Source organism: Micromonospora palomenae, from assembly GCF_007829925.1.
GTDB classification, from domain to species: Bacteria; Actinomycetota; Actinomycetes; order Mycobacteriales; family Micromonosporaceae; genus Micromonospora; species Micromonospora purpureochromogenes.
In genome coordinates this window covers 354058-372334 of sequence record NZ_VIXA01000002.1, presented here as the reverse complement: position 1 = coordinate 372334, position 18277 = coordinate 354058, and the positions used below count along the sequence as shown (strand labels likewise).

16 protein-coding genes are annotated in these 18277 nt (G+C 73.9%); 9 read left to right on the top strand and 7 right to left on the bottom strand.

Translation table 11 applies throughout. The features are described from left to right. A complete protein-coding gene (gene deoC, locus FHX75_RS12635; RefSeq protein ID WP_154939642.1) occupies window positions 1–960 on the bottom strand; it encodes a deoxyribose-phosphate aldolase in 960 nt (319 codons plus the stop codon). A gap of 136 nt (window positions 961–1096) precedes the next feature. Here deoC and upp point away from each other — a divergent pair, with 136 nt between their 5' ends. Continuing rightward, window positions 1097–1729 (top strand): uracil phosphoribosyltransferase, encoded by a 633-nt coding sequence (upp, locus tag FHX75_RS12630; protein ID WP_154939640.1) that lies wholly within the window; start codon window positions 1097–1099, stop codon window positions 1727–1729. Window positions 1730–1803: 74 nt separating this feature from the next. Beyond that, entirely contained in the window at window positions 1804–2481 is a 678-nt protein-coding gene (locus FHX75_RS12625) for a GOLPH3/VPS74 family protein (protein WP_154939639.1), read from the top strand. A 91-nt stretch (window positions 2482–2572) separates the two neighbouring features. Here FHX75_RS12625 and FHX75_RS12620 read toward each other — a convergent pair whose 3' ends face one another. After that, on the bottom strand, window positions 2573–4240 hold the full coding sequence (locus tag FHX75_RS12620) for a phospho-sugar mutase (protein WP_154939637.1): 1668 nt from the start codon (window positions 4238–4240) through the stop codon (window positions 2573–2575). A 49-nt stretch (window positions 4241–4289) separates the two neighbouring features. Continuing rightward, a complete protein-coding gene (locus FHX75_RS12615) occupies window positions 4290–6362 on the bottom strand; it encodes a serine/threonine-protein kinase (RefSeq protein WP_154939635.1) in 2073 nt (690 codons plus the stop codon). A gap of 195 nt (window positions 6363–6557) precedes the next feature. Here FHX75_RS12615 and FHX75_RS12610 point away from each other — a divergent pair, with 195 nt between their 5' ends. After that, window positions 6558–8141 (top strand): acyl-CoA mutase large subunit family protein, encoded by a 1584-nt coding sequence (locus FHX75_RS12610; RefSeq protein WP_154939633.1) that lies wholly within the window; start codon window positions 6558–6560, stop codon window positions 8139–8141. A gap of 617 nt (window positions 8142–8758) precedes the next feature. Next, entirely contained in the window at window positions 8759–10018 is a 1260-nt protein-coding gene (locus FHX75_RS12605; protein WP_154939631.1) for an amidohydrolase, read from the top strand. On the opposite strand, the gene FHX75_RS12600 is transcribed toward FHX75_RS12605, so the two are convergent. Beyond that, window positions 9975–10937, bottom strand: coding sequence for a DUF4349 domain-containing protein (locus FHX75_RS12600; protein WP_154939628.1), 963 nt, complete (start codon window positions 10935–10937; stop codon window positions 9975–9977). The genes FHX75_RS12605 and FHX75_RS12600 overlap by 44 nt on opposite strands. Before the next feature lie 120 nt (window positions 10938–11057). Here FHX75_RS12600 and FHX75_RS12595 point away from each other — a divergent pair, with 120 nt between their 5' ends. From FHX75_RS12595 to FHX75_RS12580, 4 genes are all read left to right on the top strand, one after another. Further along, window positions 11058–11687, top strand: a complete 630-nt coding sequence (locus tag FHX75_RS12595) for an MBL fold metallo-hydrolase (RefSeq protein WP_154939626.1) — start codon at window positions 11058–11060, stop codon at window positions 11685–11687. A 4-nt stretch (window positions 11688–11691) separates the two neighbouring features. Next, entirely contained in the window at window positions 11692–12633 is a 942-nt protein-coding gene (locus FHX75_RS12590) for a hypothetical protein (RefSeq protein ID WP_154939624.1), read from the top strand. A 31-nt stretch (window positions 12634–12664) separates the two neighbouring features. Then, entirely contained in the window at window positions 12665–13414 is a 750-nt protein-coding gene (locus tag FHX75_RS12585) for an SCO6745 family protein (protein ID WP_154939622.1), read from the top strand. Window positions 13415–13509: 95 nt separating this feature from the next. After that, entirely contained in the window at window positions 13510–14472 is a 963-nt protein-coding gene (locus FHX75_RS12580) for a GNAT family N-acetyltransferase (protein ID WP_154939620.1), read from the top strand. Between the two features lie 72 nt (window positions 14473–14544). On the opposite strand, the gene FHX75_RS12575 is transcribed toward FHX75_RS12580, so the two are convergent. After that, complete coding sequence (locus FHX75_RS12575) at window positions 14545–15000, bottom strand: gamma-glutamylcyclotransferase (protein ID WP_154939618.1); 456 nt, start codon at window positions 14998–15000, stop codon at window positions 14545–14547. Window positions 15001–15106: 106 nt separating this feature from the next. On the opposite strand from FHX75_RS12575, the gene FHX75_RS12570 reads away from it, so the two are divergent. Next, window positions 15107–16510, top strand: a complete 1404-nt coding sequence (locus FHX75_RS12570) for an NAD(P)H-quinone dehydrogenase (RefSeq protein WP_154939616.1) — start codon at window positions 15107–15109, stop codon at window positions 16508–16510. Here FHX75_RS12570 and FHX75_RS12565 read toward each other — a convergent pair. Both FHX75_RS12565 and FHX75_RS12560 read right to left on the bottom strand, forming a co-directional pair. Beyond that, window positions 16488–17150 carry a DUF998 domain-containing protein gene (locus tag FHX75_RS12565; protein ID WP_154939614.1) on the bottom strand — a complete coding sequence of 221 codons (663 nt, stop codon included), beginning with the start codon at window positions 17148–17150 and terminating at the stop codon, window positions 16488–16490. The two genes, FHX75_RS12570 and FHX75_RS12565, sit on opposite strands and share 23 nt — an antisense overlap. A 371-nt stretch (window positions 17151–17521) precedes the next feature. Continuing rightward, window positions 17522–18127, bottom strand: a complete 606-nt coding sequence (locus FHX75_RS12560; protein ID WP_154939612.1) for a DedA family protein — start codon at window positions 18125–18127, stop codon at window positions 17522–17524. Between the last annotated feature and the right edge of the window lie 150 nt (window positions 18128–18277).

The following is an 18277-nucleotide window of genomic DNA, read 5'->3' as shown; positions in this document are numbered from 1 at the left end:
TCAGTCCAGGGTGAAGTAGTCGGGACCGGAGTAGACGCCGGTCGTCAGCTTGGTGCGCTGCATGAGCAGGTCGTTCAGCAGGCTGGAGGCGCCGAAGCGGAACCAGTCCGGGGCCAGCCAGTCCGCGCCGACGGTCTCGTTGACCATGACCAGGTACTTGATGGCGTCCTTGGTGGTCTTGATGCCGCCCGCCGGCTTCACGCCGACCTGCCGCCCGGTGGCGGCGCGGAAGTCGCGGACCGCCTCCAGCATCACCAGCGTCACCGGGAGGGTGGCCGCGACCGGGACCTTGCCGGTGGAGGTCTTGATGAAGTCGCCGCCGGCCAGCATGGCCAGCCAGGAGGCCCGCCGCACGTTGTCGTAGGTCGCCAGCTCGCCGGTCTCCAGGATGACCTTGAGGTGGGCGTCCCCGCAGGCCTCCTTGGTGGCCACGATCTCGTCGTAGACCTCCTTGTAGCGCCCGGCCAGGAACGCGCCCCGGTTGATCACCATGTCGATCTCGTCGGCGCCGGCCTCGACGGCCGCCCGGGTGTCGGCCAGCTTGATCTCCAGCGGCGCCTGACCCGACGGGAAGGCCGTCGCCACGCTGGCCAGGTGCACCCCGGACCCGCGCAGCACCTCGGCCACGTACGGGACCATCGCCGGGTAGACGCAGACCGCGCCGACGTGCGGGCAGGTCGGGTCGGCCGGGTCGGGGCGCAGCGCCTTGGCCGCGAGCGCCCGCACCTTGCCGGGGGTGTCCGCGCCTTCCAGGGTGGTCAGGTCGACCATCCGGATGGCCAGGTCGATCGCCTGGGCCTTGGCGGTGGTCTTGATGGAGCGGGTGCCGAGCTGTGCCGCCCGCTGCTCCGCGCCGACCTGGTCCACGCCGGGCAGGCCGTGCAGGAAGGTCCGCAGAGCGGTCTCGGATCGTCCCAGCTCGGAGAGCTCCGACCGGGCCGACGTCGCTGTCGCCGTCATGCCCCGAATACTACGCATCCTGCGGCGCAGTGATCATGGTCACGCCGGCTCTGCCGGCGCTGCCGCACGTGAGCGGGGTCGCTGGTCACCCCGCACCGGCAGTGCGGCAGCGGGCGGACCGGTAGGTTGAGCGATCGTGGACGTACACGTCATTGACCACCCGCTCGCCCAGTCCCGGCTGACCGCCATGCGGGACGCCCGCACCGACTCGTCGTCGTTCCGGGCCGCGCTGCACGAACTCACCACCATGCTGGTGTACGAGGCCGCGCGCACCTTCCCGGTCGAGAAGTACCCGGTGCAGACCCCGGTCACCGGCACCGAGGGCACCCGGCTGGCCAACCCGCCGCTGCTGGTGCCGGTGCTGCGGGCCGGTCTCGGCATGGCCGACGCCGCGCTCGGCCTGCTGCCGGAGTCCTCGATGGGCTTCGTCGGCCTGGCCCGCGACGAGCAGACGTACGAGCCGCGCGCGTACATGGAGTCGCTGCCGCGCGACCTGACCGGCCTGCCGGTGCTGGTGCTCGACCCGATGCTGGCCACCGGCGGCTCGCTGGAGCACTGCTGCCGGCTGCTCGCCGACCGGGGCTGCACCGACATCACCGTGCTCTGCGTGCTCGCCGCGCCGGTCGGCATCGCCCGGCTGGAGCAGTCCGGCCTGCCGTTGCGCCTGGTCACCGCGTCGATCGACGAGGGGCTCAACGACAACATGTTCATCGTGCCGGGGCTGGGCGACGCCGGCGACCGGCAGTTCGGCGGCATGCCCCGGTTCTGAGCCGGTCACGGTCCCGGGACGGATCTCGGCGGGTCGGCGCGCACGCGAGCGCGCAACCGCTACCGTCTCGGGCCATGACTGGTGTTGCGCTCGCCGAAGAGCTGCTGCTGCTGGCGTACGACGACGAGACCGGCCGGGCGACCATGCCCCGGATCAGCCTCGACCTGGGGATGGCGGCGGCCGTCCTGGTCGAGCTGGCCCTGGCCGGGCGGATCGCGTACGCCGACGGGTCCCTGACGGTGACCGACCCGACGCCGGTCGGCGAGCCGATCATCGACGGGGTGCTCGGCCGGATGGCGGCCGACACCCCGCACAGCCCGTCCTCCTGGGTGCAGCGGCTGCGGCACGGCCTGCGCGACCGGATCCTCGGTGACCTGGTCGCCCGGGGCGTGGTCCGGGACGTCGAGGAGACCGAGCTGGACTTCATCGTGGTGCACCGCTACCCGGTGGCGGACGCCTCGGTGGAGGACGACAGCCGGCGGCGGCTGGCCGAGGCGCTCGCCGGCGGCCAGCTGCCCGACGAGCGGACCGCCGCGCTGGCCACCCTGGTCGCGGTGCTGCGGATGGAGCCGGCGCTCGGCCTGAGCGGCGACGCCGCCGTCGACGCCCGCCGCCGCCTCGAGGAGATCGCCGGCGGCGCCGGCTTCTCCGGCAACGTCAGCCTCGACGACTCGGTCGTCCGCCCCTCCGTCGGCCTGGTGGTCGCCGCCCTCGCCCAAGCCGTCGACCAGGCTCTCGGCAAGCGCGCCTGATCCCACCCTCCGCCTCGTTGATCAAGAGGTTTGCGTCACCCGTAAGCGCTTTCCGGACGCAAACCTCTTGATCAACCCGGTGAGCGGGCGGTCAGAGGCCGAGGGCCGCCGCGATCTCGGTGCGCAGCGCGGTGACGGCGGACTGGGCGCGGGTGCGGGCCGCGGCGACGTCGCCGTCGACGACCGCCTCCACCACCTCCAGGTACGCCTTGAGCTTCGGCTCGGTGCCGGATGGACGGATCACCACCCGGGCGGCGTCGGTCCGCAGGATCACCACGTCGGAGGCGGGGAGCAGGTCCTCCGCCGCGCTGACCGGCTGCCCGAGCAGGGTGGTCGGGGTGGCCGCCCGGATCCGGGCCATCGCGGTGGCGATCTCGCGCAGGTCGTCGACGCGTACCGAGAGCTGGTCGGTGTGGTGCACGCCGAACTCGGCGGCCAGCTCGTCCAGCCGGTCGGTCAGCGTCCGGCCCTGCGCCTTGAGGCCGGCGGCCAGCTCGGCGACGATCAGCGCGGCGGTGATGCCGTCCTTGTCGCGGACGTGCTCCGGGGCGACGCAGTAGCCCAGCGCCTCCTCGTATCCGAACACCAGCGGGTGCGCCCCGCCACCGGCCCGGACGATCCACTTGAACCCGGTCAGCGTCTCGTCGTACGGCAGGTCCCGCGCCGCGCACATCGCCCGCAGCAGCGACGACGAGACGATCGTGGTGGCGTACAGGCCGGTGACGCCGCGCCGCATCAGGTGATCGGCGAGCAGGGCGCCCACCTCGTCGCCGCGCAGCATCCGCCAGCCCGTCCCACCGTCGCGGACGACCACCGCGCACCGGTCCGCGTCCGGGTCGTTGGCGATCGCGATGTCGGCGCCGGTCGAGTCGGCGAGTGCGACCAGCCGGTCCACCGCGCCCGGCTCTTCCGGGTTGGGGAAGTTCACGGTCGGGAAGGCCGGGTCCGGCTCGGCCTGCTCCGGCACCACTCCGGGCACCGGGAAGCCGGCGCGGGCGAAGGCGGCGGTCAGCACCGCCGCGCCGACCCCGTGCAGCGGCGTGTACGCCACGGCCAGGTCGCGCGGGCCGTCCGGGGAGACGACCTCGGCGGCCCGCTGGACGTACGCCGCCACCAGATCGTCGCCGAGCACCTGACCGGCCGGGCCGAGCGGCACCTCCGCCAGCGGGCCGACCGCCCGGATGGCCGACTCGATCCCCGCGTCGGCCGGCGGCACGATCTGCGCCCCGGCGCCGAGCGCCCCACCGAGCTGGGCGCCGAGGTAGACCTTGTAGCCGTTGTCCTGCGGCGGGTTGTGGCTGGCGGTGACCATCACCCCGGCGACCGCGTCGAGGTGCCGGACCGCGTACGCCAGCACCGGGGTGGGCAGCGGCCGGGGCAGCAGCAGCGCCGGCCGGCCCGCGCCGGTGGCCACCTGGGCGGTGCGCTCGGCGAACTCCCGCGAACCGTGCCGGGCGTCGTACCCGATCACCAGCGGACCCTCGCCGCCCTGGGCGGCGAGCCAGCCGACCAGCCCGGCCGCGGCCTGGGTGACCACGGCGAGGTTCATGCCGTTGGGGCCGGCGCGCAGCGGGCCGCGCAGCCCGGCGGTGCCGAAGGTCAGCGGCCCGGCGAACCGGTCGGCCAGCTCCGGCGCGCTCGCCGGCAGCCGGTCGAGCACCGCGCGGAGCTCGTCCCGGCTGGCCGGGTCGGGATCGTCGTCGAGCCAACGCCGGGCCCGGTCGCGAATGTCGTCAAGGTCAGTGGTTTCCGCCGCCATTGCCTATGGATAGCACGGCGGCGGATCACCACGTCCCGGTGGCCTCGACTCAGCTGGCCGCCGTGAGCTGGAACGACTTCACCATCTCGTCGAAGATCGGCTTGCTCTCGGCGAACTTGGCATCGGTGGTGGAGAGATAGAACGAGAAGATCTTGCCCTCGTGGACCACGCCCCGCCACACGCCGTGCCGCTTGTCGCCGCCCTCGCCGCAGGTGTACTCCAGCTCCGCCGCCGGCTCGCCGGCCAGCTCCTGCTCGGTCATCCCGATCTGGCTGTAGGGCTTGGGGCAGGACTTGAACCGGTTCTTCAACCCGTCCTCGGCCACCTCGGCCCAGCGCATCGAGCTGCTGCCGCCCTTCTCGACCAGGATGCGGACCTTGCGGCCGTCGTCCTGCGGGTCCACGTAGTCGACGTAGGAGCCGCCGGTCGCCTTCTTCCAGCCCTTGGGCACCATCACCCGCACGCCCCTGGCGTTGTGCTCCTGCATCTCGGGCAGCTCGCCGCCGGCCGCGGGCGCGCTCGGCTGGACCTGGGCCGGCGTACCGGGCTCCTCGTCGCCGCCGCTGAAGATCGCGATCGTGCCGATCAGCAGCACCACCGCCAGGGCGCCGGCCGCCGCGAGCTGGAGCTTGCGGGGCCAGCCCTGCACCGTGGCGACCAGCTTGCCGCCGGTGCCCCGGACCTTGTCGAGCGCGCCACCGCCGGTGGCCCCGGCCGGCGCGGTGGTCGGTGAGGTCCACGACTGGCCGGTGCCCGGCACCGACCACTGGCCTCCGCCGTAGACCGGCTGGGTGGCCTCCGGCGCGCCGCCGTACACCGGCTGGGTCGCGTCGGGATGGCCGCCGATCCGCTGGGTGGCGTCGGAGCGCCCGCCGCCGATGCGCTGGGTCGCGTCCGGGTGCCCGGTGCTGAACCGCTGGGTGGCCTCCGGCGCCCCGCCGTACGTGGTGCCCGGCGGGCGGCCCGCCGAGGGCATCGCGCCGGTCGGGGTGTGCAGTGGGCCGGCCAGCGCGTCGGCACTGGTGTCGTCGAGCCCGGCGGCGGACGCGGCCGGGCTCGGCCGCTCGCCCCGGCGCAGCGCGGCCAGCCGGTCGGTCAGCGACTCGTCGGGAGCCAGCATGGCCCGGCCGCCGATCTGCCCGCTCGGCTTCGGCTCCGGCTCGGCCGCCGGGGGCGGCGTCGACGGGCGCTGCACCGGCACCACCGCGTACGGGTCGGTGACCGAGTTGACCGCGGTGGCGGTGCTGGTCAGCGGCCCGGCGAGCAGCTCGCGGAGCATCGCCCGGGCGGTGTGCACGTCGAGCCGGCGGCCCGGGTCCTTCTCCAGCAGGCCCATCAGCACCCGGGTCAGCGGCCCGCTGCGCTGCGGCGTGGCGGGCGGGTCCTCGACCACGGCGTGCATGGTCTCGATCGGGTCGCCCTTGTCGAACGGCGGCCGGCCCTCCACGGCGGTGTAGAGCGTCACGCCGAGGGAGAACAGGTCGCTCGGCGGGCCGAACTCCTGGCCCATGGCCCGCTCGGGGGAGATGAAGTGCGGCGAGCCGAGCACCATCCCGGGGGTGGTGAGCTGGACGTCGGTGGGCATCCGGGCCACCCCGAAGTCGGTCAGCACGCAGCGGCCGTCGGTGCAGATCAGCACGTTGGCCGGCTTGACGTCGCGGTGCAGCACACCGTTGGCGTGCGCCACCTCCAGCGCGCCGAGCAGCGCGATGCCGATCTTGGCGACCGCGCGAGGAGCGACCGGCCCGTCCTCGATCACCATGTCGGCGAGGCTGCGCGCGTCCAGCAGCTCCATCACGATCCACGGCCGGCCACCCTCGGTGACCACGTCGTACACCTGGACCACGGCCGGGTGCTGGATGGCCGCGGCGGCGCGGGCCTCGCGCAGGGTGCGCTCGTACATCGCGTCGCGGTCGCTGGGGGCCAGCCCCGGGGGCAGGACGACCTCCTTGACCGCCACGTCGCGCCGCAGCAGCGTGTCTGTGGCACGCCAGACCGTGCCCATGCCGCCGTTGCCCACCGCGGACCGCAGCGAGTAGCGGCCACCGATGATCGTGCCGGGTGCCGCGCGTCCGTTGGGAGGACTGACCGGTCCGCCGCTCCACGTCGGGATCTGAGTCACAGAAAAGCCACCGGGGGATATCGAGGGGGCTGGGACACAACCCCCCTATCTTGCTGGTTCCGACGCCCGATGCGAAACCCGACGCGGCGCACCTTTGCCTACCGGACCGTATGTGCCCGCGCGCTCACCTGCCGTCGACCGGGGTGTGCGCTATCCCTCACCCATCGACACGCTCGCGCGTCCTACCATCCGGTGATGAGCGAACGGCGGTCCAGCGAGTCCGGTTTCCCCATCAAGGGCGTCTACACGGCGGCCGACCTCCCCGAGGAGCTGGAGACCCGGCTGGGCGGCCCGGGGGAGTATCCGTACACCCGCGGGGTCTACCCCACCATGTACACGTCCCGCCCGTGGACCATGCGGCAGTACGCCGGCTTCGGCACCGCCACCGAGTCCAACGCCCGCTACCACCAGCTGCTGCGGGCCGGCACGATGGGGCTGTCGGTCGCCTTCGACCTGCCCACCCAGATGGGCTACGACTCCGACGACCCGATCGCGCACGGCGAGGTGGGCAAGGTCGGGGTGGCCATCGACTCGATCGAGGACATGCGGATGCTCTTCGACGGCATCCCGCTGGACAAGGTCTCCACCTCGATGACCATCAACGCGCCGGGCTCGGTGCTGCTGCTGCTCTACCAGCTCGTCGCCGAGGAGGCCGGGGTCGCCGGCTCCGCGCTCAACGGCACCATCCAGAACGACATCCTCAAGGAGTACATCGCCCGGGGGACGTACATCTTCCCGCCGAAGCCCTCGCTGCGGCTGGTGGCCGACACGTTCGGCTACTGCCGCAAGGAGGTGCCGAAGTGGAACACCATCTCCATCTCCGGCTACCACATGGCCGAGGCCGGCGCGACGCCCGCGCAGGAGATCGCGTTCACCCTGGCCAACGGCGTCGAGTACGTCCGCGCCGCGCTGGAGGCCGGGCTGGCCGTGGACGACTTCGCGCCCCGGCTGTCGTTCTTCTTCGTCGCCCGCACGACGTTGCTGGAGGAGGTGGCGAAGTTCCGCGCCGCCCGGCGGATCTGGGCCCGGTTGATGCGCGACGACTTCGGCGCCAAGGACCCGAAGTCGATGATGCTGCGCTTCCACACCCAGACCGCCGGCGTGCAGCTCACCGCCCAGCAGCCCGAGGTCAACCTGGTCCGGGTCGCGGTGCAGGGGCTGGGCGCGGTGCTCGGTGGCACCCAGTCGCTGCACACCAACAGCTTCGACGAGGCGATCGCGCTGCCCACCGAGAAGGCGGCCCGGCTGGCGCTGCGGACCCAGCAGGTGCTGGCGTACGAGACGGACCTGACCGCCACCGTGGACCCGTTCGCCGGGTCGTACGTGGTGGAGGCGATGACCGCCGAGATCGAGGCGGCGGCGGTGGAGCTGATGGACCGGGTGGCCGACCACGGTTCGGCCGTGGACGCCATCGAGGCGGGTTTCCAGAAGCGCGAGATCGAGCAGTCCGCGTACCGGATCGCCCAGGAGATCGACTCGGGCGAGCGGGTGGTGGTGGGCCTCAACCGGTTCACCGTCGACGAGGAGGAGCCGTACGAGCCGCTGCGGGTGGACCCGGCGATCGAGGCCGCCCAGGCGTCCCGGCTGGCCCGGCTGCGCGCCGAGCGGGACAACGACGCGGTCGAGCGGGCCCTGGCGGAGCTGCGCGCCGCGGCCGAGGGCACCGACAACGTGCTCTACCCGATGAAGGAGGCGCTGCGGGCCCGGGCCACGGTCGGCGAGGTCTGCGGGACGCTGCGCCAGGTCTGGGGGACGTACCGGCCCAGCGACCGCTTCTGACCAGCGCGTGAACGGCGGCCTCCGCCGGTGCCCCCCGGGTGCCGGCGGGGGCCGCCGTCGTGTGCGGTCGGGGTCGACAGGGGTCGTCAGGGGTGCCCCGCCGGAGCTACGGTCGGTGCAGGTACCCGGTGCGGCACGGAGCTCCTCGAGGCTCCCGTGGGCGCCCGGGCAGCGTGGCCTTCCGGGCGGGGCGTGTGCGGCGTGGGTTCCTGGGTAACCCGGACGGGTGAACGGGACGGACAGCGTGTCCGGCCGCGCGCGGGACGACCGTGTCACCGTCGGGAGTCGCCTGGTCGCCGGCTGTCGTCGGTTAATTGTCCGAGCGGCAGTTAATTGCGGCGACTAATGCGACAATTCGGAACGACGGCCCCGGATCGACGCCGATTTCGCGACCGCCGAATCGGTTACGCGTTGTAGGAGGTGTGGGGCAGATGACGGCGTTCGAACGCGATCTACCTGCTGTCCCGCAGATATTCGAGCCCTCTCACCAGGGCTTACGTGACGCTGTGCGGTCCGATCACTACCGTAACGAGGTTGCCCAGCGTCACCGTCGGAGGTCTAGGCTGTCTGCTGTCCTCCCCGATGATCCGTCCATTCCTAGTGATCGAGAATTCGACGTGACGAGTGCGTTGACGCTGCCGAACGGCAGCCAGCTGGCGTCGTCCTGGCCGGAGGCGCCATCCGGGTCCCAGCCCCTGCCCTACGAGCTCGACCATCTGCTCGCCCTGCGGGTACCCGGCCTCATCGCCACCCGTCGCCACCTCCACTCCCACCCGGAGCTCTCCGGCGAGGAGTTCGAGACGGCGGCGCTGATCGCGCGGGAGCTCTCCCTGGCCGGCCTGCACCCGCGGCTGCTGCCCAAGGGCAACGGGGTCATCTGCGACATCGACGGCCGCCCCGACGGGCCGGTCATCGCGCTGCGCGCCGACATCGACGCGCTGCCGCTGACCGACGTCAAGGACGTGTCGTACAAGTCCACGGTGGAGGGCGTCTGCCACGCCTGCGGCCACGACGTGCACACCACGGTGATGCTCGGCGTCGGCATGCTGCTGGCCCAGCTCGCCGACGCCGGCCAGCTCGACGGCCGGGTGCGGTTGATCTTCCAGCCGGCCGAGGAGATCCTGCCCTGCGGTTCGCTGGAGGTCATCGAGGCCGGCGGCCTGGAGGACGTGGTCCAGATCTTCGCCGTGCACTGCGATCCCAACCTGCCGGTGGGCAAGGTGGGCCTGCGGGTCGGCCCGATCACCGCCGCCGCCGACAACGTCACCGTCCGGCTCACCGGCCCGGGCGGGCACACCGCCCGGCCGCACCTGACGGTCGACCTGGTCGACGCGCTCGGCCGGCTGGTCACCGAGGTGCCGGCGCTGGTCAGTCGGCGGGTGCCGGCCAACAGCGGGCTGCTGCTGGTGTTCGGCCACGCCTCGGCCGGCACCCGGTACAACGTCATCCCGTCCGAGGCGTGCGCCTCGGGCACCCTGCGGGTGATGGACCGCGACACCTGGGAACTGGCTCCCAAGATCGTCGCTCAGGTGGTTCGGGACGTCATCGCGCCCACCGGCGCCACGGTCGATCTGGAATACCTGCGCGGCCGTCCGCCGGTGAGCAACGACGCCCGCGCCATCGGGGTCCTCACCGCCGCCACCGCCGCGGCGCTCGGCCCCGAGGGGATCGCCGAGACGCCGCAGAGCATGGGCGGCGAGGACTTCTCCTGGTACCTGGAATACGTCCCCGGCGCGTTGGCCCGCCTCGGCGTCGGCCGGTCCGGGCCCAACGTGGACCTGCACCGGGCGTCGTTCGACGTCGACGAGCGGGCCATCCCCGCCGGGGTACGCCTCATGGTCCAGACCGCGCTGCGGGCACTGGCGGCGGTGCGGTAGGCGCCGGCGGACGCGGCGCGCCGACCGGCGTGGTGGGCGGTGCCGGTGGCGCGGGCCGCCCCCGACGCCGCCGGCGCAGCACCGCCAGGAACACCACCAGGGGTACGCCGAAGGTCAGCAGCCAGGGCAGCACCGCCCCGAGCACGGTCAGCAGGATGGTCATCGAGGCCACGAAGACCTTCCAGCCGCCGCGCAGCCCGACCATGAAGCCGGTCTCGGTCTCCTCCTCGGCCGTCGAGGCGTCCTTCCCGACGAACGTCACCGTGATCGTGGAGAGCGCGGTCAGGTCGGCCAGCCGGCGCTTCTTCGCCTCCAGCGAGGCGAGGTCGGCCTCCCGCCGGGACACCTCGTCCTCCAGCGACACCAGCTCGGGGATCGAGGTGGCCCGGGACAGCAGCTTGCGGGCACTGTCCACCCGGGCCCGCTGGGTGGCGATCCGGGCGTCCAGGTCGACCGTCTCCTCGGTGACGTCCTGCGTCTTCACCTCCCGGCGCTGCTGCTTGCCGTACGTCGCCAGTTCGTCGATGAGCGCGGTGAACTTCGCCGCCGGCACCCGCAGCTCCAGTTCCGCCTCGGCGTCGGCGGCCACGCTGCGCCGGTTGTCGCCGCCCACGAACCCGCCGGCCGCGACCACCGCGGCGACCGCCCGACGGGCGGCGCCCTCGACGTCGTCCACCTGCACCCGCATCGTTCCGGTGTAGATGATCGACCGCTGGTCCACCCGTAGGTCCGGCGCGCCCGCGCCCGCCTTGCCCGGCTGGGCTTCACCCGCCCCCGGGGCCCCACCCGCCGGGGCCTCGGCCGCCGAGTCACCCGCCGAGGTCGAGCGGTCCGCCGCTCCGCAACCGGCCAGCAGCAACGCCGCCAGCCCCAGCGCCGCCAGGGCCCTGCCCCGGCGTCGTGTCGTCTGTCTGTCCATCCCCGCTCCGTCCTCTGACTACCCCGGTCCCGGGGCGATAGCTCGGACGCGACGCGACACCGCGCCGGTTCCGGCAGACTGCGCTGAGGACGTCACGATTCGATAATCGAGGAGTCACGTATGCAACTCACCAAGTACGCCCACTCCTGCCTTCGGCTGGAGCACGACGGGGGAGTGCTCGTCGTCGACCCCGGGGTGGTGAGCGAGCCGGCGGCGCTGGACGGGGTGGACGCGGTGCTGATCACCCACGAGCATCCGGACCACGTGGACGTCGACGCGCTGACCCGGGCGCTGGACCGCCGCCCGTTCACCGTCACCGGCCCGGCCTCGCTCGCCGGCGTCCTGGGTGACGCGGCGGAGGTGCTGACCGTGGTCGCGCCCGGGGAGACCTTCACCGCCGCCGGCATGGCCGTCCGCGCCTACGGCGGCAGGCACGCCGTCATCCACCCCGACATCCCGGTCATCGAGAACCTCGGATACCTGTTCAACGACGTCGTCTACCACCCGGGAGACTCGCTGGTCGTGCCCGACGAGGTCCAGGTGGACACCCTCTTCGCGCCGATCCACGCGCCCTGGTCGAAGTTCTCCGAGGTGCTTGACTTCATCCGGGCGGTCGCGCCGCGCCGCGCGTACGCCCTGCACGACGGTTACCTCAACGACAACGGGCTCGCCGTGCTCGACCGGCAGTACACCGCGCTCTCCGGGACCGACTACCGGCGGCTCGAACCGGGCAGCCGGATCGACGCCTGAAGCCGTGCCCGCGCTCTCGTCCGAGCTGGTCCAGCGGCTGTACCGCACGCCGCCGGAGAAGTTCGTCGCCGCCCGGGACGCCGCCGTCGCCGAGGCCCGCCGGGCCGGTGACGCGGCCGGCGCCCGCCAGATCGCCCGGCTGAAGCGACCCACCGTGGCCGCCTGGCTGGTCAACCTGCTCGCCCTGGAGCGCCCCGAGCTGGTCGCCGACCTGGCCCAGCTCGCCGACGCGCTGCGCGCCGCCCAGCGCGACCTGAAGGGGCCGAAGCTGCGCGAGCTCTCCGCCCAGCGGCGCGCGGTCGTCGCCGCGCTGGTCGCCGAGGTGCGCCGGATCGCGGCCCGGAACCCGGACGCCCCGTCGGCCGGGAAGCTGCCGCTGGGCGAGGTGGAGGCCACCCTCAACGCGGCGCTCGCCGACGCCGAGGTGGCCGAGCAGATCCGTGCCGGCACCCTGCTGCGGGCCGTCCACTACGCCGGCTTCGGCGAGGTGCCCCGGCCACAACTGCGGCTGGTCACCGGCGGGGCGGAGGAGCCGCCACGGGCACCGGACCGCGCGGCGGAGCGGGCCGGGGAGCGCCGGGCGCGCGACGAGCGGGCGGCGGAGCGGGCCGCCCGGGCCGAGCGCGCGAAACGGCGCCGGGCGCTGGAACGGGAACTGGCGTCGGCGCGTACCGAACAGGGGCGGGCGGAGAAGGAGCTGGACGGCGCGGCGGCGGCCGAGCGGGACGGCGGCGCCGCGCTCGAGGAGATCGAGGCCGAGCTGGCCGAACTGGAGCGTCGCCGGGCCGCCGCCGAGCAAGAGCTGAGCCGGTCCAAACTGGCCCGCCGGGCCGCCGAACGGTCGCTCACCGCCGCGCGACGCCGCGCCGGCGAGGTGGAGGCGGCGATCGAGGCGCTGGACGCCGAAGAGGAGGATGTCGCCACCGGCGACGGCGAGGCACACTGAGCGCGATGGATGCGTGCAGCGGGCGGTCGGGATGACGCCGGAACAGGTGGCAGCCGCCAGCAAGCCCGCCGTGCTCGAACTGGGCGAGTTGTTCAGCCGCTGCCCGGGGACGCTGCGTCGGGCCCGGCTGCTGGGCATCTCCGGCTGGGCCTTCTACATCACCGGGCGGGCCGGCGCGCTCGGCGACGTCCGCGCGGAGACCGTCGCCGCCGCGGTCGGCTTCATCGCCCCGGACGCGGTCGCCGACGGCTGGGACGCCGCCGCCCGGGTGGTCCGTCCGCTGGAGGTGGCCAACGCCAACCTCGCCGAGTGCTGCCGCTGGGGCGCCCAGCACCTGGACGACCTGCCCGGGATGCCCCGGCTGGCCGTGCTGCTGGAGCGGGTGGTCGCCGCGGCGGACGCCACCGGGATGCCGCTCTTCGCCGCCTGGCGGGCGATGCCGGTGCCGCAGCACGCCGCCGGCGCCCGCGCCGCCGTGGCGCTGCTGCTGCTCCGCGAGCACTTCACCGGGGCGTACCTGCTGGCGGTGCGGGCGGCCGGGATGACCCCGCTGGAGGCGGTGCTCGCCGGGCCGGAGGGGGAGGCGGGGGCGTCGGCCTGCGGCTGGTCGCCGCCGTACCCGCCGGTCGGCCCGCTGGTGCGGCGGCGGCTCTGGGCCGAGGCGATGACCGACCGGTTGACCTCCACCGCCTTCCGCACCTTGCGCCCCGGGGAGGGCGCGGAGCTGGTGGACCTGCTCACCGCCACCCGGGCCCTGCTGGCCGGCGCCCCGGCGCGCTGACCGCCGCTCCGGTCGCGGTCTCTCGGGCCGGGCGGTCGACCGTGGGGCGGAAAAACCGGCGGCGCCGGACCCGCCCGCCCTGTCAGGATCGCGCCGTGACGCTTCCCGCCGGTTGGACCGCCCGCCGCCCCACCCTCGACGACGTCCCCGCCATCCTCGCCGTGGTGCACGCCGCCGACACCTTCGCCGTCGGCTACCCGGACTTCGACGCCGAGGACGTCCGGGCCGCGCTGACCGCGCCCTTCTTCGACCCCGCCCGCGACTCCTGGCTGGTCACCGACCCCGGCGGGACGGTCGTCGCCTGGACGGCGGTGGACAACCCGACCGGGGTGGGCCGCGACTTCGTCGAGGTCTACGTCGACCCGGAGCGCGGCGCGGACCTGCGCGCCCCACTGCTGGCCCGGATGCTCGACCGGGTCGCCGAGCGGGCCGCCGAGCGGGACCTGCCCGCGCTGACCGTCCGGTCCACCGTCTTCCCGCCCGAGACCCGGTGGGCGGCGGAGCTGGCCGAGGCCGGCTTCACCCGGGTCAAGCGGTATGTGCGGATGACCCGCTCGCTGGCCGGGCTCCCCGCCGAGCCGCCACCCCCGCCGGGGGTGACCGTCCGCCCGCTGCGCGCCGACGACGAGGCGGACCTGCGCCTGTTCCACCGGATCTTCGACACCGCGTTCCGGGACACCCCGGACTACGAGCCGGTCGACTTCGACCGCTGGCGGGAGCAGATCCCGGCGTCCGGCAAGGTCTGGGACGAGTGGTTCGTGGCCGAGGTCGACGGCGAGCCGGCCGGCGCGCTGCAATCCTCCGACCAGGCGCTGGATCAGGACATGGGCTGGGTCCGCACGCTGTCGGTGCTGCCCGCCTACCGGCGACGCGGGGTGGGCGCGGCGCTGCTGTGGCGGGCCTTCACCGGGTACGCCACCAAGGGCCGCGCCGCCGCCGGGCTCGGCGTGGACCTGACCAACCCGACCGCCCCGGTGACCCTCTACCGCTCGGTGGGGCTGGCCGAGGTGCGCTGGACCGACATGTACGAGCGGATCGTCCCGGCCGCCGGTGTGTGATGGGCGACGCCGCCCGGGGCCGGCGGTGACGGTCCGTGGCGTCGGGAGCAGACTGGAGGCGTGCGATACGCGCTACGCCGACGCGGTGCCGGTGGGGCGGGACCGCAGCTCGGTGACGTAGTCGTCCGGCGCGCCCGCCTTCTCGGCCGCGTTCGCGATCTCCGACAGGTACCAGGAGGTCGGCAGGCCACCCTCGTACCCGTCGAAGACGTAGACCCAAGCGGTGACGTCGCCGTCCAGGGTCGAGACGCGGACGTGCAGCTTGCGGTACGTGCCGGCGGTCACGCCCTCGATCTCGTCGAGCTGCGCGGCGTCGTACGGGTGGATGTCGTACAGCGCCACGAAGACCCGGTCGCCCGGGGACTCGACGACGGTGCTGACGGAGCCCTCCCAGCCGATCACGTCCTCGCCCGCGAAGGTCAGCCGCCAGCCCTCCAGCCAGCCGGTGCCCACCATCGGCGAATGCGGACAGTAGGCGCGCATCCGGGCGGGGTCCAGGTTTGAGCCGTAGGCGGCGTAGTGACGCACGGCGATGACGATAGCCCGGCGGGCGGGTGGGGGAGAATACGACGGTGCGTGTCGGACACGTTCGGGAGAAGAAAGTCACTGTGAACATCGACGAGGGGCGTGCGCTGTGAGCCGGATCGTGATCATCGGCGGGGGACCGGCCGGCTACGAGGCGGCGCTGGTCGCCGCGCAGCTGGACGCCGACGTCACCGTGGTGGAGGCCGAGGGGGCCGGCGGCGCCTGCGTGCTCTCCGACTGTGTGCCGTCGAAGACGTTCATCGCCAGCTCACAGGTGGTCACCGGCTACCGGGACACCGAGGAGTTCGGGGTGCACTCCGACGGGCTGGAGGCGGTCACCGTCGACGCCCGCGCGGTCCACGAGCGGGTCAAGCGGCTCGCCCTGGCCCAGTCCGACGACATCCACACCAAGCTGGTCAAGGCCGGGGTGACCTTCGTGGCCGGGACCGCCCGGCTGGGCGAGGACACGCTCGGTCACACCCACCGGGTGATCGTCACCCCGGCCGACGGTGGCGACGAGCAGTCGATCGCCGCGTCGACCGTCCTGGTCGCCACCGGCGCCACTCCGCGCCAGCTGCCCACCGCCGTGCCGGACGGCGAGCGGATCCTGACCTGGCGGCAGGTGTACGACCTGCCCGAGCTGCCCGAGCACCTGATCGTGGTCGGCTCCGGCGTCACCGGCGCCGAGTTCGCCAGCGCCTACCTGGCGATGGGCGTCCAGGTCACCCTCGTCTCCAGTCGGGACCGGGTCATGCCGCACGAGGACGCCGACGCGGCGATGGCCATCGAGCGGGTGTTCCGCAACCGGGGCATGACCATCCTCAACAACTCCCGGGCGGACGCGGTCCGCCGCACCGACGACGGCGTCGAGGTCCAGCTCTCCGACGGTCGGCTCGTGGCCGGCTCGCACGCGCTGATCGCCGTCGGCTCGATCCCCAACACCGCCGACCTGGGGCTGGCGGAGTACGGCGTCGAGCTGGCCCGGGGCGGTTACGTCACCGTCGACCGGGTCTCGCGCACCAACGTCCCCGGCATCTACGCGGCCGGCGACTGCACCGGCGTCCTGCCGCTGGCCAGCGTCGCCGCGATGCAGGGCCGGATCGCGATGTGGCACGCGCTCGGCGAGGCGGTCCGGCCGCTGCGGCTGCGTACCGTGGCGGCGAACGTCTTCACCGACCCGGAGCTGGCCACGGTCGGCGTCTCCCAGGACGAGGTGGACGCCGGCAAGGTGCCCGCCCGCCAGGTGATGCTGCCGCTGTCGGGCAACGCCCGGGCGAAGATGGACGACCTGGCCGACGGCTTCGTGAAGCTGTTCTGCCGCCCGGCCAGCGGCCAGGTGGTCGGCGGCGTGGTGGTGGCGCCCAAGGCGAGCGAGCTGATCCTGCCGATCACCATGGCGGTGGAGAACAACCTCACCGTCAACGAGCTGGCCCAGACCATCACGATCTACCCGTCGCTGTCCGGGTCGATCACCGAGGCCGCCCGCCAGCTCATGCTCCACGAGCTGGAGTGAGCCCCGGCTCGCCGGGCCGGCCCGCCGGCCCGGCGCTGCCCGGTCCCCGGCCACCCCGGCGGACCAGGGCGGTGGCGACGACCGCGAGCAGCCCCACCTCGACCAGGATCAGCAGCCGCTCGGCCAGCCCGATCAGCAGCCGGTCGCCCGGGTAGGCCGACCAGATCATGGCCCCGGCGAGCGCCAGGCTGACCAGCGCCAGGGCGCGCAGCCAGGGCGCGGTCCCGGGCAGCACGTCCCGCCGGGCGAGCAGCCAGCCACCCACCGGCAGTGCCATGAAGGTCACCACGGAGGCGTACCGGTGCAGGTACGCGGCGGCGTCCATGGGCAGGCCGGGCTCGTTCGTGGGCACCACCGCGGCCAGCAACAACCCGCCGGCCGCGGCGGCGAGCGGCAGCTCGCCGACGGTCCGGGACCGTCGGACGCGGCGCAGGGCGGGGACCAGCACGGCGGCGGCGACCGCGAGCGCCACCATCGCCACGTCGATGACGCCGCCCCGGTCGGACACGGCGAAGTCGCTGACGGTCAGCGACCAGGGGTTCAGGTCGTCGTTCACCTCCAGGTGGCCGATCACGGTGAGCAACGCCGCCAGGGCGATCGCACCGAGGGCCACCAGGCCGTGGTTCCGGGTCGTGGGCATGTCGCCAGCCTGTCGCCGGACCCACCCGAAGCGGATCGGGGACGCCCACCGAGATCGCGGCCGGGGTCCACCCCTAGTGCCGTGGGGCGACGGGTCCGGCCGGTGGGGAGGGCCACCCCGCCGCTGGACGCTACGGACCTGATGACACCAACGACTCACCCCGCCGGCGATCCGTTGACGTCATCAGCTCGGTAGCGCCGGAAGGAGTGCCCGCGTCGTGGCGACTACCGCGTCGTGACGGGCCTTGGGTCGTGACGGGTGCCGCCGGGTCGTGACGGGCATCGCGCCGTGACGGACGCGCATGGTGACGGGCGCCGCGGTAACAGGCGCCGCGCCGTGATGGGCGCCCGCGTCCAGACGGAGCGCGGGCGTCAGTCGACGGGTACCTCGCCGCGGGTGCGGGCGCTGACCAGCGTCATCGCCCAACCCGCCGCCGCGAACCCGGCCGCCGCCGCGGCCGCGATCAGCGCCAGCCGCCAGGCCGACTCGGTCAGCGCCGTGCCGCCGAGGTGGCCGACCAGGCCGCCGTAGGCCGCCCAACCGGTCGCCGCTGCGCCCTCGTAGAAGAGGAAGAGCCGGTAGGGGTACCGGCTGCGGCCGGCGGAGAAGCAGGCCGCCATCCGGCCGCCGGGCACGAACCGGCAGAGCAGGATGACCAGCGGACCCGGCTCGCGCAGCCCCCGGGTCACCCGGCCGGCCATCCGGCGGGCTCGGCTCGGCTCGGCGTGCCGGGGCGTGTGCCGGTCGGGGGCGCTGCGGCCCAACAGGTAGCAGGCCAGGTCGCCGGCGAAGACGCCGAGCGCCCCGACGCCGATGGTCACCGGCAGGCTGAGCCCGCCGTAGACGGTCAGCGCGCCGCTGGTGATCATCACGACCTGGGTCGGGATGACCGGCACGAAGGCGTCGGCGATCAGCAGGCCGAGCAGCGCGACGTACGCCCACGTCGGCGAGGCGACGTCAGTGAGAAGTTCGAGCACGACTGCCACCTCGCCGGTCAAGGCCGATCAGATCCCCCGAGCCTGACGGCGTGTCCGCCGTCACCGGGGACAGGCCCGGCCGGTGGTGACGGTGGACACGACAGGGCCACTTGGGTACAACGACGGAGTTCGGTCGGGGGTGACGGGCGG